At 54.6% G+C, this 16,038-nt stretch carries 12 protein-coding genes; 9 read left to right on the plus strand and 3 right to left on the minus strand.

Going from position 1 to position 16,038, the window contains the following annotated elements:
• Positions 1-238: 238 nt before the first annotated feature.
• The gene (locus tag RID21_RS10530; protein ID WP_350188700.1) at positions 239-1,258 is read right to left on the minus strand and encodes a Gfo/Idh/MocA family protein; all 1,020 of its coding nucleotides are present in this window, start codon (positions 1,256-1,258) and stop codon (positions 239-241) included.
• Between the two features lie 360 nt (positions 1,259-1,618).
• On the opposite strand from RID21_RS10530, the gene RID21_RS10535 reads away from it, so the two are divergent.
• Positions 1,619-2,458 (plus strand): hypothetical protein, encoded by an 840-nt coding sequence (locus tag RID21_RS10535; protein WP_350188702.1) that lies wholly within the window; start codon positions 1,619-1,621, stop codon positions 2,456-2,458.
• Between the two features lie 118 nt (positions 2,459-2,576).
• On the opposite strand, the gene ettA is transcribed toward RID21_RS10535, so the two are convergent.
• A complete protein-coding gene (ettA, locus tag RID21_RS10540; protein WP_350188704.1) occupies positions 2,577-4,250 on the minus strand; it encodes an energy-dependent translational throttle protein EttA in 1,674 nt (557 codons plus the stop codon).
• 166 nt (positions 4,251-4,416) lie between these two features.
• On the opposite strand from ettA, the gene RID21_RS10545 reads away from it, so the two are divergent.
• Complete coding sequence (locus RID21_RS10545; RefSeq protein ID WP_350188706.1) at positions 4,417-4,590, plus strand: hypothetical protein; 174 nt, start codon at positions 4,417-4,419, stop codon at positions 4,588-4,590.
• A gap of 41 nt (positions 4,591-4,631) precedes the next feature.
• Here RID21_RS10545 and RID21_RS10550 read toward each other — a convergent pair whose 3' ends face one another.
• Positions 4,632-6,743, minus strand: a complete 2,112-nt coding sequence (locus tag RID21_RS10550) for a DUF2079 domain-containing protein (protein WP_350188708.1) — start codon at positions 6,741-6,743, stop codon at positions 4,632-4,634.
• Between RID21_RS10550 and RID21_RS10555 the strand changes: the two genes are divergently transcribed.
• From RID21_RS10555 to RID21_RS10585, 7 genes are all read left to right on the plus strand, one after another.
• Entirely contained in the window at positions 6,742-6,957 is a 216-nt protein-coding gene (locus RID21_RS10555) for a hypothetical protein (RefSeq protein WP_350188710.1), read from the plus strand. The genes RID21_RS10550 and RID21_RS10555 overlap by 2 nt on opposite strands.
• Positions 6,958-6,959: 2 nt before the next feature.
• On the plus strand, positions 6,960-7,622 hold the full coding sequence (locus tag RID21_RS10560; RefSeq protein WP_350188712.1) for a nucleoside 2-deoxyribosyltransferase: 663 nt from the start codon (positions 6,960-6,962) through the stop codon (positions 7,620-7,622).
• A 36-nt stretch (positions 7,623-7,658) separates the two neighbouring features.
• On the plus strand, positions 7,659-8,996 hold the full coding sequence (locus tag RID21_RS10565; protein WP_350188714.1) for an HD domain-containing protein: 1,338 nt from the start codon (positions 7,659-7,661) through the stop codon (positions 8,994-8,996).
• A 96-nt stretch (positions 8,997-9,092) separates the two neighbouring features.
• Complete coding sequence (locus RID21_RS10570) at positions 9,093-10,328, plus strand: formylglycine-generating enzyme family protein (protein ID WP_350188716.1); 1,236 nt, start codon at positions 9,093-9,095, stop codon at positions 10,326-10,328.
• A gap of 237 nt (positions 10,329-10,565) precedes the next feature.
• The gene (locus RID21_RS10575) at positions 10,566-11,021 is read left to right on the plus strand and encodes a MarR family winged helix-turn-helix transcriptional regulator (protein ID WP_145041781.1); all 456 of its coding nucleotides are present in this window, start codon (positions 10,566-10,568) and stop codon (positions 11,019-11,021) included.
• A 60-nt stretch (positions 11,022-11,081) separates the two neighbouring features.
• On the plus strand, positions 11,082-12,380 hold the full coding sequence (locus RID21_RS10580; protein ID WP_350188718.1) for an efflux RND transporter periplasmic adaptor subunit: 1,299 nt from the start codon (positions 11,082-11,084) through the stop codon (positions 12,378-12,380).
• Positions 12,381-12,392: 12 nt separating this feature from the next.
• The gene (locus RID21_RS10585) at positions 12,393-15,950 is read left to right on the plus strand and encodes an efflux RND transporter permease subunit (protein WP_350188720.1); all 3,558 of its coding nucleotides are present in this window, start codon (positions 12,393-12,395) and stop codon (positions 15,948-15,950) included.
• The last annotated feature ends 88 nt before the right edge of the window (positions 15,951-16,038 follow it).

The raw sequence follows: 16,038 nt of genomic DNA on the forward strand, positions 1-16,038 counted from the left end.
GCAGTTTCCGCGATCAGGCGGACTTCTGTGACGGCGAGAATGACATCGTCTGTGATCGTCCGCCCCGCAGCGAAGGAAACGGCTACTACTATTAAGCGATCGCGGAACAGCAGTTCTGCTCACAGATAATGTTTCCTCAACGGGAAGCAGGCATGCATCGAGGCGGAGGTCTCCACCTCAGGCACCCTGATCAGCGAATCTGGTCAGGGTGCTTTTTTAATGCGCGGCTCAGAAGCGTTTATTTGGGAAAGAAGTCAGTCAGGTTGACGACGGTTTCCGTACGCGCCGAGTAGTCCAGCGCGTTGAGTACCCGCTGGGTGTTGATCCCCAGGTCGGGCCACTGCTGCTCCAGTCGTCCCGAACGGATAATGTCGCAGAAATGGTTGATCATGCACGTTTCCTGCAGGGGATTAGCCGTTTCGTGTCGGGTACGGTTTCCCTGCGAGTCTTTGACTTCATAGGCGGGTTTGGTGTTTTCCCAGGGGCGGGTGAAGTCATCACAGATCAGTGAGGCTTTTGTGCCGGCCAGTTCAAACCACTTCCGCATGTTGACATCAAAACCACAATCAAAGGATGCGATGCGATCTTTGCTGAACCACATGATTCCGGAGAAATTATAATCAACGTCATTATAAGGTCGTGCGGTGCCGAAGACTTTGGTGGGCAGTTCATTGAAAGCCCAGAGGGCGACTCCAATACAGTACCACCCCAGGTCACCTAAGGAACCGCCTCCCAGATCGCGCTGCAGGCGGAGATCTCCCTCGGGGACGGTATCCCAGTTGAAGGTAAAAGCGGAAGTGATCCTGCGGTGTTCGCCCAGCGCGTCGCTGCGAATCAGTTCGAGCATCTCATGCGCACGGGGATGGTGATACCACATCACGCCGTCCATCAGCTGAACTTCGTTTTCCAGACAGACGCGTCGCATTTCGCGCGCCTGGTTCACATTCAGCGCCAGGGGCTTTTCACATAATACGTGTTTGCCCGCGCGGGCGGCGCGAACGGTCCACTCGCCATGCAGTGCCGGAGGGAGCGGGATGTAGACGGCATCGATGTCGGGATCGTGGATCAATGCATCATAGCTGGCAACGCTGCGTTTGACGTGATGCTTTTCTGCCCAGTCGGCAGCGCGGGTGGCGTCGCGGCTGGCGATGCAGGTCAGTTCGGCATTCTCTGCCTGGTGAATAGCAATGCTGATCTTCTCGGCAATACGGGCTGTCCCCAGGATGCCCCAGCGCACAGTCCGGTTTGAGTCTTTCATAGTCGGCGGTCCAATGAATCCAAGTAGTAAGATTTATGAAAAAAAAATTGAAATCTTCAAACCAAGTCGTTATCGTTGAGGCTGAGCAGCTTTTTCTTTTATTTCATTTCTTTTCTATCTTTCGATGCCTGAGAAAGTTTTGCTCAATATCACAGAGTTTTTGAACTCTGTAAAGTGTTCGTCGTTCAGTTTACCTGTCAGTTTTCGTATCGCGCTCCAGATAACATCTCTATTTTGACGCTCAAAGAAGTGGACACGTTTCTTGTGTGCATTTCGTTGTACATATGCCTGCTAGCGATAGGCTAGCATTGAACACTATTCCGGGTTCAGGCGGGCAGAATCTGGTAGACAGGAGTTAAAATGACCAAACGGATACAGATGTTAGCAATTGCCTGCGCCTTACTGACCATCGGTGGCGCCACGGCCCCCTCGTTGGAAGGAACACCACGGCGAGATATCATCACGAAACTCTCACTCAGTAAAGATGCACCCCAGGTTGAGCTGTTTGAGGGGCTGAAGAAACAGACCCTGTCGGCACGGGTCTATCCCATCAGCGCCTACAATTCCTCGGTCTTCATCACTAACAAGACTTCCGAACCACTGACGGTCAAGGTACCTCCCGCGGTTTCTTCCGTACACATTCTGGCGCAGGCTGGTCCGGGACAACAACCGGGACTCGGTCAGGGATTGTTACAGGACCTGCAGGGACTCAATCAACCGATGACGGGAGATTCCCAGGCGGTCGGTGGCAATCTGGCACCGATGAGTAACAATCAGAATTTGGATTTCCAGGGCTTCTTTACCATTCCGCCAGAAAAGACCGTTCGCCTGCGTCTGCGTTCTGTCTGCCTGGAGCATGGGAAGCCGTGCCCTTCCAGCAGAAAAACATATGAGCTGCGGCCCATCGAATCACAGGTGGAGGACAAGGCGCTGGTGCTTCTGCTCAAGAAATTCAATCCGCGCCGCGACGACTGGGAAATGATGCAGGCCATCGCCTGGCACCTCTCCAGCCACCTGGACTGGCAGGACCTTGCCAGCAAAAGGAAACACAAAATCGTGGGCGGCGGCGTACCTTACTTCAAACCGGAGCAACTCATCGCTGCACGCAAAGTCGTGGAAGTGGCCCGTACCGAAGTCCATCGCCAGACAGTGGCAGAACGTAATCCATTTTCGGATCAGGAAACGAAATCAACTCAGTAAGCAACTCTGAGCCGCGTTCGAGGCGAGCGACGCTGAATCTCACCCGTTAAAAAAAGAAAGGGGCAGTCAACGAAAGACTGCCCCTTTTGTTTTTGTTGTCTCAAATGTCAGTTGTTGTTTAACGTGACAGTGGTTTGAACTGAATCCGGTGCGGGGAGTCGGCTTCAGCTCCCAGCTCTTCGTGTCGCCGTGCTTCGTACATTTTGTAGTTGCCTTCAAAGAAGCGGACTTTACTCTCACCTTCAAAAGCAATGATGTGTGTCGCCAGACGATCGAGGAACCAGCGGTCGTGGCTGACCACCAGTGCACAACCACTGAAGTGCTCGAGCCCTTCTTCCAGAGAACGCAGGGTATCTACGTCGAGGTCGTTGGTCGGTTCGTCCAGCAGCAACAGGTTACCACCCGAGCGAAGCAGTTTCGCCATGTGCACGCGGTTACGTTCCCCGCCGGAGAGTTCGCCGACCAGTTTCTGCTGGTCGGGTCCCTTGAAGTTGAATCGGCCGACATAAGTGCGGGAATGCACGCTCGATTTACCGACGACCAGGTGATCGTGTCCCTGGGAGATTTCTTCGTAAACGGTTTTCTTGGGATCGAGGGCATCGCGACTCTGGTCGACGTAAGAGAGTTCAACCGATTCGCCGATTTCGAGTGTGCCGCTGTCCGGCTCTTCGAGTCCCATGATCATTTTGAAGAGCGTCGTTTTACCGGCTCCGTTCGGACCAATCACGCCGACAATACCACCGGGGGGGAGTTCGAAGGTGAAATTCTCAAACAGCAGTTTGTCGCCGAAACCTTTGGTGAGGTTTTCTGCCACGAGTACCTTGCTGCCCAGCGACCGGGAAACCGGAATCTGAATATCGGAAGCATCGTCGCGATTTTCGTATTCTTCCGCAGCCAGTTCCTGATAGCGTTGCACACGGGCTTTGTTTTTCGAAGCCTGTGCTTTGGGTGACATGCGGACCCACTCGAGTTCGCGTTTGAGGAACTTCTGCCGTTTCGATTCCTGTTTTTCTTCGACTTTCAGACGTGCCTGTTTCTGCTCCAGCCAGGAAGAGTAGTTCCCTTCGAAAGGCAGACCACGGCCCCGTTCCAGTTCCAGAATCCAGCCGGCGACGTTATCGAGGAAGTATCGGTCGTGGGTAATCGCCACAACGGTTCCCTGGAAGTCATGCAGGTAACGTTCCAGCCAGGCTACCGATTCGGCGTCGAGGTGGTTGGTCGGTTCGTCCAGCAGCAGCAGGTCAGGGTTCTGCAGCAGGATTTTACAGAGGGCAACACGCCGCTGCTCACCCCCGGACAGACTGCCGATGATGGCGTCTCCCGGAGGAACACGCATGGCGTCCATGGCGATTTCCAGCGTACGATCCAGTTCCCAGAGGTTGGCTGCATCGATCTGGTCCTGCAGCGTCGCCTGTTCTTCGATCAGCTTTTCCATCTCTTCGGGAGAAGGATCTTCGGCGAACTTCATGTTGACTTCGTTATAGCGGTCGAGGATCGCCTGGGATTCAGCCACCGCTTCGGCGATACATTCTTCCACTGTCTGTTTCGGATCCAGATCCGGTTCCTGCTTGAAGTAACCGATCTTGATGCCTTTGGCAGGGCGGACATCCCCCTGGAAGCTGGTGTCTTCCCCCGACATGATTTTCAGCAGGGTACTTTTACCAGCACCGTTGACCCCCAGAACACCAATTTTTGCGCCAGGGAAGAATGAGAGCCAAATGTCTTTCAGAATCTCTTTCTGTTCAAAGACTTTGGTAACGCCTTCCAGTTGCATGATGTATTGTTGTGCCATGTCTCCGTCTCTTGCCCTGTGGGACTTCTGCTAACAGTGACCAATGAAAATAGTGAGAACGCATTTGTGAGAATCAGGACCGCTTTCCTCGGTGGAAAACCGGTCTGCCACACGCGAGATACCATAGCTGGACCAGGTTCGCAAGTCACTCGAAACAGGGGCTGACTTGCGAAATATTCAAAAAACACTGCTGCGGAAGCGATTTTTTGAAAACGGGAAAGGGAATTCGGGAAAGTCGGATGACCTGGAACAGGTCATTTTGGGAGAGACTGGAAAACAGCCGCCTGTCAGTCTCGCGGTGGGTTCACGGGCTATTATTACCGTTCATTTTACCGGGTGAAGCCCCCATTTATCCGAATTTTGATTGAAAATCGGCGTCGATCACTCGCTGGCAGCGGATTTCGGGGGCTGTTTTCGTTTCAGGACAATGAAATACCCGTCGGTCTTGTCCGGCAACAGTTCCCATTCCTCAGGGTGATCGCGATATTCGGGGATCTGATCTGGGGTTTTGATCTCGCTGTAAGGGTGCTGGGTGTCGATGACGATATAGTCGGTGTCTTCCGGAACCCCTGCTTCGTAGTCGTTTACTTTCCGCCGGTAGTTACTGTAATCGTATGAGCGGGCATGGTGGGTATAGCGGGGATGTACGAAATCGGTCGAGGCGACTCTGCTCTCCGGGGGAATCAGATCTGCGATTTTTTCGAACTGACGCGACCGCTCTCCGGGGACGTACAGCCGTCCCCAGTACCAGTTGGAACCAGAGTCCCAGAAGACCAGGCCCGCGGGACCCAGGCTGAAAAAGAGTCCGGTTGCCAGGGAGGAACTCCAGAGGAAATGCGTGGCCCAGGTCTGTGTCTGTGTCAGGGTTGCGGGTTCCAATTTCCAGCGACGCAGCACCGTCGTGACATTGCCGATTCCATAAGCGGCAGCCCAGCAGAGAATGGGGACGATGGGAGCATGGAAATGGTGTCGCGGATCGTGGGCCAGTTCGTTCAGACAGAGTAGTCCGAACAGAGGCAGCCCCACCAGCAGGCGACCCGGTGAGAACAGGGGCAGCAGGCCGAGGGGGACGAGTAGTGCCAGGGCATAGATGAATGTGTCGGGTTGGATCAGTTCGCCCAGCAGCAGTCCCGGATTGAACAGAATGTTGCTGACGACTTCGCCCAGGGAATTGCCGAATTTCTGAAAGTAACCCACGTAATGCACCTGTGTGCCGCCGCGGAACCAGGGGATCAGAACTTTCACAACCAGTGCCAGATAAACGACGGCAAACACTGACAGACCGATGCCTGGGGCGATGCTTTTCAGCAGCACGGATTTCTGTGCTTTCGATGCCGGTTTATTTTCCTGAAACGCGCGCCAGGCGATCCAGAGCCCCAAAGGTCCCAGAATAATCGCATAGTCTTCCTTGGCAGCCAGGCAGAGCAGCAGCAGGACGATTGCGGATTTCCAGCGCTTCCGTTCGATCGCTTCCAGGGCGAACAGCAGCAGGGGAACGCCGAAGGAGATCGGTCGGAATGTTTTGAGATCGATGGCGATATCCAGAAACTGCAGGGGGAAGTAACAGAGGTAGGCTGCGACGATCGCTGTGCCCGCCGTTTTAAAACCGCTGTGTCGCGTCGCCATGCGGTACAGGGGGATCGCACCGCAAGCCAGGGCTACGGTTTCACTCAGTTCCAGCAGCAGGTGGGACGGCCAGATCAGGTACAGCGGCGAGAGCAGCAGGTGAATGAATTGAATATGTTCTCCCCAGAACAGCCCCTGATCCAGGTAACTGCGAAACCCTTTTCCGTGCAGGACATTCCAGAGATGCTCTTCATACATGGCTGAATCGCCGTGGGGAATCAGCAGGCCCTGGTAAAGCCGCCAGTTCATCCAGGTGAAGATCAATACGAAAACGCCCATCAGCAGCCAGACGCTAACGGGCAGGGAGGACTTTGGTTCTGTGGAAAGTTCTTCGGGCGAAGCTTCACTCTGGGAAGCGGGAAACAGCAGCGTCACCAATGTGGCCAGCCAGCCCGCCATCGTAATCGCGAACCAGAACTGCGAGGTTGCCAGCAGCAGACCTTCGCCGCTGCTCCAGCCAATGATAAACAATAGAATTCTGAGCAACTCCCAGACGCCGGGCAGAAACCACCAGCGATAACCCAGGCAGCCCCAGTCCGTCAGCGCAGCAGCGAACGCAGACTTCTGCAGGCGGGAAATCAGGAAGCCCCCCGCCAGCCAGGTCAGTGCTGCGGTGAGGAGCAGGTATCCCATCAGTGGAAAAAAGGGAATACCAACCGTCTGTGTGGCCGGATCGAGCGTCGCGTCCCAGCTTGAGAGCAGTGCTTCCCAGAGTGGAACGCTGACATACATCCCGGCCAGGTCCTGACTGCTGAAGATCGTCTGCAGGGCGAGTGTCACCGCACCGGGGCCCAGTAGCACGCAGAGCAGCGCGTAAGTAAATCGGCGGCTGTCGATTGCGGGAGGAGTAGGGGCGCTGTGATTCATGAATTTGGAGCAGACTGTCTGGGTATGTTCTAACTGGCTTGCGACGATTCAGGCAGCGCTGTTGAATGCTGCTCTGACAAATTTGGGAGATGCTGGCGGAAAAGAATCCGGTTTGGGTGAAAAAAAACAGGACGTTGTTACAATGAACTCTGAATCCCCTCTATCTCACTATTCTAAATGGTTTTCTTTCAGCAGGGAAGCATTACAGGTTTGACCATGAAACATTCTAACGAACAGATGCGCGTGTACTGCGCAGGTCCTCTGTTTAATCGGACCGAGCGGGACGAGATGACAGAGATTGCAGATCTCTTAACCAAAACCGGCTATACCGTCTACCTGCCTCATCGCGACGGGATGGAATTTCGACTGATCCTGGATGTGCTGGTCGAACGCAACTGGGATGCACCGACGGCTGCTCAGTTTCTGCATGAAGCCATTTTCTCGCTGGATGTCTACCAGCTGGTTGTGGAATGCGAGGCGATGGTCTGGAATCTCAACGGACGCGTTCCCGATGAAGGCGCTGTTTCCGAAGCCGCCATGGCCTGGATGCTGGGCAAGCCGCTGATCGCTTATAAAGATGATGTCCGCTCGCTGATCCAGGGACGCTATAATCCGCTACTGGTAGGCCTGGTCGAATTTGAATCGGTCGATGAAATCGAACAGATTCCGCATGCTCTCTCCACGGCGATCCTGAATCATGATCTGCGTCCTCCTTTGGAAGTGGACGCGTTGCCTGCCAAGGTTCAGAAAGCAGTGCAGGCCGGCCAGGTACTGTGGAAGGCCATGTGTTCCGAAGGGGCGCAGGAAGATAACGAAATGATCGCCTCTGTCGTCGAGGAGTTGTTTGCGCCGAACGATCGTTCTTCGCTGCTCGCCTGAAAGGCTCACGAAATCGTAAAACGGAATTGACGTTTCATGAACCACCCGTATGTCGAGATTCCTGAACTCTCCAACCTGCAGTCAGGCAGTGGCCTGGTGCGGATTCCCTATCAGCAGGACGTGCCTTTTACCAGTCGCGTCCGGGCGCTGGTCGATACGCCCGAGTTCCGGCGGCTGTCGCACATCACCCAACTGGGGTTCACGGCGCTTGTTTATCCCGGTGCTACACACACGCGTTTCGAACACGCGCTGGGTGTTTATCAGAATGCACTGCAGTATCTCTGGCAACTGGGACGGGATGAACGTTTCGCGGCGACCGTTGACGAGCATACGGCGGAAGTGCTGATTGCAGCGGCCCTGCTGCACGACCTGGGACACTGGCCGTTCTGTCATCTGATTGAGGATATGTCACTGGAAGGCATTCCCCGGCACGAGCAGTTTGCCAGGGAGTTTCTCTCGGAAGGGCACGAACTGCCTAAGATCCTGCGGGAAGAGTGGGGCATTGAACCTTCGGAAGTGCTGGATATTCTGGTGCCCAGTTCGGATACGCCCCGCATGCGTCTGGTGCGTTCGATCCTTTCCGGCCCGATTGACATCGACAAGATGGACTACCTCGATCGCGACAGTCTCCACGCCGGCGTGCCTTATGGTCGGAACTACGATAAAAAACGACTGATCCAGTCGTTGATGGTTAACGAGTGCGGTGATGGACTGGCGATTGGTTCCAAGGGCAAAACGGCAGCCGAGTTGATGGTATTTGCCCGTTATGTGATGTTCAGCGAAGTCTACTGGCATCACGCGGTTCGTGCGGCGAGTACGATGTTTGCCCGCGCGTTTTATCACCTCTATCCCAGGCTGGATCTTGCGGAATATTTCCAGCTCACCGAGTCCGATTCCATTTCTGTACTCCGCAAGGAAGCCCAGGGGACTGACTGCGAACGTCTCGTCGAAGGCATTTTCAGTAACAAACGTGTGCTCTATAAACGGGTGGCTGAATTCAGTTTCTATGAGTCGTCTGAAGTCTTCGAACTGATTGCGCATCGACCGGTCTCTTCGCTGGTCCACTGGAGCGAACAACTGGCAGCGCGCCTTACACAGCGGTTAAAGCAGCAGGTCGATGCGACCGACGTTCTGATCGACGCACCCCCCACGCATCGGGAAGTGGAATTCAACGTGGAGATCTATTCGCCGCGCGAAGCACAATATCAGCCGCTGCACGTCGTCTCTCCTGTGGTGGATACGCTGGCACGCAAGCAGTTTGATGATTTCGTCAAACGGGTGCGCGTCTTTGCGCATCCCCGGATTGCGACAGAATGTAAAACGATGAACGATTTCAAATCGTTGCTGGTCGCCGCCGTCAGGGAAAACGGTTGAACGGCCTGAAAAGGGCTGTTAATCCGTCTCGTGGTTGTTAGAATCAGGAGAGTCTGTCTCTTTAGTTTGACTCACTCTGCTTCCCTGGTACTAATCATGCCTCTGTTATCGAAGACCACTGGATTTCGCTTTTCTGTGTCATGTTGCCTGCTCGCACTGCTGCTGTCCAGTTGTGGCGACGGTGGAGGCAAGGTGGGGAGCTTTACTGAAGGGGACAAATCCAGGTCAACTTCCTCGGCTCGTTCCAATATGCGGGCACCGCAGTTAAAGCCTCGTAAAGTGGAACCGCAGCCGTCCCGCCCTGCACAGCCAGCGGAACTGGAGGGAGATCCGGAGGATCATTTTGAAGTAGTCGATTACCTGCATAATTACCAGATTCAGAAGCCCGATCCCAATCGCGCCCGCGGAGAAGAGTTTGCGGTGGTGCCCCCTGCCGCACCGGGATTGAATGCCTCCACATTTAATGTCATTCAGCCAGAGGCGACGGGGGAGGCAACCCAGCCCAATTCTGCATTCAAACTTCCCAAAGGGTTCACGGCATTAACAGAGTATGGCTATTCTGCAGAAGGCTTACCCCGGCGGATTCGCTGTGAACGCGATTATTCCGAGATGGCGCTGGTCCCTGCCGGCGTTTCGATTCAGGGAGTCGAATCCGGCGATCCGAATGCACAACCACAGTTTTCGATTTTTCAGAATGCCTTTTATATCGATCTGCACGAAGTCACACTCGAACAATATCGCCGCTGGCGTTCGGAAATGATCGCCGCGAAAGGCAAAATTCCCGAACCAGCGGGCAATGATCAGGCGGAAGGAAACTTCCCGGCGATGGGAATCGCGTATACCGACGCCATCAACTACGCGCGAACCATGGGCAAGCAGTTGCCCCTGGAAACGCAGTGGGAGAAAGCCGCGCGGGGCGAACTGGGCTTCCAGTATCCCTGGGGCGACGGTCGCCCGCTCTGGCACAAAAATCGCCAGCCCGGACAAATTGATCCGGTGAAAAGTTTTCCGGGAGACAAGAGTCCCTACGGAGTTTACGACATGGCGGGCAACGCCCGGGAATGGTGCGATGACTGGTATTCTCCCGATGCCTACAAAGCGGCGCTGGCCCGCTCCGATGCCGGCGTCGTCCGCGACTGGACCGGTCCCAAACTCCCCGTTGTATCGGGGGAACGAGTGGCCCGTGGCGCGAAAGATTCCTGGAAAGCCTGGAAACGGGCCGGGGAAAACATGCGGACGCCCGGCCCGGACGTCGGTTTTCGCTGTGTCTTGAACCTCACTCCGGCAGGCCAGCAGCCTGACAAAAACGCCCGCCCCGCGAACGCGTTTTAATTCTTTTACGCAGTCTCTCCCGCCTGAAACTGTTCAGGGCACTGATTGATGCCCTTGAGGTCCACTTTGAGTTTCCCGCTTTACCTCGCATTTTTCGCTTGATTTCAGCAGCAATCGGTCTAAAGCCCTTGTATACCAGCGATTCGCTATTGCGACAGGGTATGCCTGAATATTATAACAGGGCTAATAATTAGCCTGGCTAATCAATCAGGGGCGTTCACTCCGAAGGAGGTGCTGATGTTGCAATACGATTTTGAAGAGAGCATCGGTTACTGGATTACGATGACTTCGCATTCCTATCAGGATGCGTTGAATCAGGAATTGATTCCCTACGGGATCACCTTCCGACAGTTTCAGGTGATTGGCTGGCTGGTTTATGCAGGTCCCCTGTCGCAGGTGGAACTCGCCGAGCGAATGATGATCGAACCTCCGACTCTCGTGCGGATTCTGGATCGGATGGAACGCGATCAGTGGATCAAACGCGAAAGTGATCCGGAAGACCGGCGGCGAAAAGTTCTGCAAGTCCTGCCGGAAGCGAAACCGATCTGGTCCAAGATGGTTTCCTGTCTGAAGCGGCTCCGAAAGAAAGCAACCAAAGGCATGACTGCCGAGCAGGTGGAGACACTGAAATCCCTGCTGATGCAGGTCCAGGAAAATCTGGGGGTCAAGCTCCCGGAGTTTGAGGCGGTCTGAAACAAGATTCAGGATGAAGCTGACTACTTACGACTACTTGATATGACGTTGAGGAAGTTTATGAGATTTGCAACCGTTAAAGTCGCAGCACTCGCTGTGTTAATCATTAATGCACAGACTGTCTGTGCCCAGCGGGGGCCGGCCCCTGTTGCGGTGGCAGAAGTCGTCCAGAAGGATGTTGCTTCGGGACAGACGTTTGTCGGAACGGTGCTCCCTATTAAACGCAGTGTGATCGGTAGTGCCGTCGGCGGTCGTGTGGCTGAGTTCCCTGTGAACGAAGGGGATTTTGTCAAAGCGAAACAACCGCTGGCCCAGCTGTTAACGAATACCATCAAGCTGGAAGTGGCTGCGGAGCAGGCAGAGCTGCAACTGCGGAAGCACGAACTGGAAGAGATGGAGAACGGTTCGCGTCCGGATGAAATCAAACGGGCCCGCGCACTGATGCAGGCGGCCAGGGCAGAGAGTGAATACCAGACGAAACGCCGTAAACGTCTGGAATCTTTGTATGCCCGTAAAGCAGTCAACGATGATGACATTCAGCAGGTTGTTTCCGAATCGATTCGTGCTGACGAAATGTTCGAAGAAGCACAGTCCGCCTATCAACTGGCTGTCGAGGGGCCTCGCAAAGAGAAAATTAATCAGGCTCGGGCTCGCGTAGCCATGCAGCAGGCGCTTGTTGACGAACTCGAAAGTAAAGTGGTCAAACACACGATCATTACTCCCTTCGATGGATACGTGGTCGCCGAACATACTGAAGTCGGTCAGTGGGTGAACTCTGGCGAACTTGTGGCTGAAGTCATCGCCCTGGATCAGGTCGATGTCAGTGTGCAGGTGCTGGAAAATCACGTCCCCCACGTGCGGCTGGGAATGGAAGTCCGGGTGGAAGTCCCCGCGATTCCCAACCAGGTCTTTACGGGAAAAGTTGCCTTAATCGTACCGCAGGCCGATGTCCGTGCCCGTACGTTTCCCGTCAAAGTCCGTCTGAAAAATACAATTACTAAAGATGGCGGTCCCCTGTTGAAATCAGGGATGCTGGCCCGTGCGGTTCTGCCTACCGGACCTCAGCAGTCAGCGCTGCTGGTTTCCAAGGATGCCCTGGTATTGGGCGGCCCGACACCAATGGTCTATGTCGTCGATCCTGCTGCAGATAATAAAAAGCAGGGCAAAGCCCGGGCAGTGCCGGTGCAGGTTGGGGTGGCACAAGGTCGCCTGATACAGGTTAAGGGAGATCTGAAGCCGGGTCAGCAGGTTGTGATCCGTGGTAACGAGCGTCTGCGACCCGGACAGGACGTGGTGATTTCTGAAGTTCTGTCTCCCGATGCAGAACCCAAGTCCAAAGCTATCGACATCAAGGGTTAATGAGGAACCATCATGAATTTGATTACAGCCATTGTCCATAATCCGGTCAAAGTGACCGTTGGTGTGCTGCTGACGGTCCTCTTCGGTCTGGTCGCTCTGACTCGTATGCCGATGCAGCTGACCCCCGAAGTTCAGCGCCCCACCATCACTGTCGAAACACGCTGGCCCGGTGCCAGTCCCCAGGAAGTCGAACGCGAAATTGTGCTGGAACAGGAAGAACAGCTCAAGAGTGTGGAAGGCATCACCAAATTGAGTTCGGAAAGTGCCGACTCCAAGGGAACCATTACACTGGAATTCCTGGTCGGTACCAACATGGATGAAGCCCTGCTTAAGGTCAACTCACGCCTGCAGCAGGTTCCCGAATACCCGGAAGACGCCGATCAGCCCATCATCAGTACTGCGAACGCTGCGGACCGTCCGATTGCCTGGTTCATTCTCAGCAGCCGTCTACCGTCTGAAGAGAAAATTGTTGCGTTTGGAGATAAGCATCCGGAACTCAAAGACCGTCTGGAAGTGATTCGAAAAACTCCCAATCCCGGACTGGCGATGTTGCGCCTGCGAATGCTGGCTGATGAATATCCTGATGTCCGCGGAGAAATTCTGCCCAAGGAAGATATCGAAGTCACCAAGCTGCGGCGTTTTGCGGAAGATGAAATCGAAGCCCGCTTCGAACGTGTGGCCGGCGTTTCCCAGTCAAACGTGCTGGGAGGTCTGGAAGATGAACTGCAGGTGGTTGTCGACTCCGAACAACTCGCCGCCCGCCAGTTGACGATCGCCGATGTGCGTCGCGTGTTGCGCGGCCAGAATGAAGATACTTCTGCCGGTGATTTCTGGGAAGGTAAACGCCGCTGGGTAGTGCGTACTCTGGGGCAGTTCCGCAATATTGAAGAAGTAGAAAATCAGCTGCTGGCGGTCCGCGATGGCGCGCCGGTGTATGTACGGGACGTTGCTGAAGTCCGCCTGGGTTACAAAAAACCGGATGGTCTGGTACGTCGCTTCGGCGAATCGAGTATCGCGGTGAACTGTATCCGCGAAACCGGCGCCAACGTGCTGGATATTATGAATGGACTCCGCGAAGCCGCCAAAGAGATTGACGAAACAATTCTCAAAGCCCGTGGCTTACAGCTGGTGCAGGTTTATGATGAAACCGACTATATCTATTCCTCAGTTGACCTGGTAAAGAACAATATCTTCATCGGTGGTGCTTTGACGATGATCGTTCTGATGTCGTTCCTGCACCTCGGGATTCGCACCCTGATTGTGGTGCCGTTTATTATTCTGTCAGCCGTCGCGGCTGCCTATATCTCCCCCTGGTTCTTCGCAGTCTGTCTGGCGCTGATCATTGGGGCCGGCTTCTGGTTTGCTCGCGGGGCCCTGGTGGTCGGTCTGGCGATTCCCACCAGTATTATCGGCACCTTCCTGATTCTAGGGCTGATGGGACGTTCGTTGAACGTGATCAGTCTGGCCGGTCTGGCGTTCGCGGTCGGGATGCTCGTGGATAATGCGGTGGTGGTTCTGGAAAATATTTTCCGCAGATACTCTTTGGGTGAGTCTCCGTTCCGAGCAGCCATCAAAGGGACCCAGGAAGTCTGGGGGGCGGTTCTGGCTTCCACTCTGACCACAATCGCCGTCTTCCTGCCGGTGGTCTTTATCCAGGAAGAAGCCGGTCAGCTGTTCCAGGATATTGCCCTGGCGATCAGTGCCGCGGTAGGACTCTCGCTGCTGGTCTCGATGACATTAATTTCCACTGCCTCGGCCCGTCTGTTACACAAACGGGAGGGACAGGACATTGAGGATATGCGGGTCGTCGACAATCCCGAGCCTGAGGAACCTCAGAGAAAAGGCCGCTTGCAGAGAGTGATCATCACTCCGATTGAATCTGCGGGCGCCCTGTTTGTGAAGTCCGTTGTAGGAATGAACAGCTGGATTCAGAAAGGATTGTTGAGACGCCTGGTAGTGACCGGTGTTCTGGTGGGAGCGGCCTTCGGCATCAGCTGGCAGCTCTGGCCTAAAGTGGAATACCTGCCGACAGGAAACCGCAATCTGATTTTCTGTATTCTGCTTCCCCCTCCCGGCTACAACATGAACCAGTTGATGGAACTGGGGGAAGAGGTCGAATCAGACCTGCGACCTTACTGGGATATTGTTGACCCCGAAAGCGAAGAAGCCAAAAGCCTTGATTATCCGGTGATCGGCGATTTCTTTTTCGTGGCCCGCGGACGCATGGTCTTTATGGGGATTCGCGCACATGATTCCCAACGTGTAGGCGAACTGATTCCTCTGGTCCAGCAGGCGGGAGCCAAGCTGGAAGGGACCTTTGCAGTCGCGAAACAGTCAAGTCTGTTTGAACAGGGTTTGACCGGCGGACGTACTGTCGAAGTCGAAATCATCGGACCCGATCTGCAGAAACTGGTAGGCATGGGCGGACAGATTCTGGGGAAGGTGAAAGGGATGATCCCCGACGCCCAGGTACGTCCCGTTCCCAGTCTGGACCTGTCCAGTCCGGAAGTACATATTCAGCCCAAACTGGTACAGGCTGCTGAAATGGGAGTAAGCAGTGCTGATCTGGGATATACAGCAAATGCCCTGATCGATGGTGCTTTTGCTGGTGACTATTATCTGGGAGGCGATAAAATTGACCTCTCAATCGTTGGGGAGTCCCGCCACATTCAGAATACGCAGGACGTGAAAGCCCTCTCGGTCGCGACCCCCATGGGATCTCTGGTGCCTCTGGAAGCATTAGCGAATGTGGAAATTACCAGCGGACCGGAACAGGTGAATCATCGCGAACGCCAGCGGGCGATTACCATCGAAGTTTCCCCGCCTGAAGCAATGGCACTGGAAGATGCGATGCAGAGAATCCAGGATGAAATTGTCCAGCCCATGCGGGACAGTGGTCAACTGGATGGCGGTTACCGGGTTATGCTTTCGGGTACTGCTGATAAGCTCCGCGATACCTGGGCGGCACTGCAGTTCAACGTACTGCTGGCCTTGATGATTACTTACCTGTTGATGGCAGCGCTGTTCGAATCGTGGCTGTATCCGTTTGTAATTATTTTCAGTGTGCCCCTGGGGGCCGTCGGCGGAATTCTGGGGCTCAGTGTATTGAACCTGTTCATGTTGCAGACCCTGGATGTACTGACGATGCTCGGCTTCGTGATCCTGATTGGTACCGTGGTGAATAACCCGATTCTGATCATTCACCAGTCATTGAACCATATCAATGAAGATGGGATGACGCCTCGCGAAGCGATTCTGGAAAGTATCCGCACACGTATCCGACCGATTTTCATGACGACGACCACTACTGTACTCGGGTTGCTGCCCCTGGTGCTGTTTCCCGGTGCCGGGAGTGAACTCTATCGCGGGCTGGGAAGTGTGGTGCTCGGTGGCCTGATTGTTTCGACATTGTTTACACTGGTCCTGGTGCCGACGTTGTTCAGTCTGACGATGGATGCCAAGCATTCGGTCATCAATCTGTTCAGACCCAGTGTCGCTAAGCAGTTCAAAACCCAGCCTGCAACCGCATCTGATGTCGATGCGCAGGAGAAGGAGAATGTCACGGTTTAAATAACGTGCCCATGGTGTCAGGTCAGACTCCCCTTTACAATAGGGGAGCTGACCCTCTAACTGACACTGGCAGCCCACAACCCTGACG

It is taken from the genome of Gimesia sp. (genome assembly GCF_040219335.1).
Taxonomy (GTDB): domain Bacteria; phylum Planctomycetota; class Planctomycetia; order Planctomycetales; family Planctomycetaceae; genus Gimesia.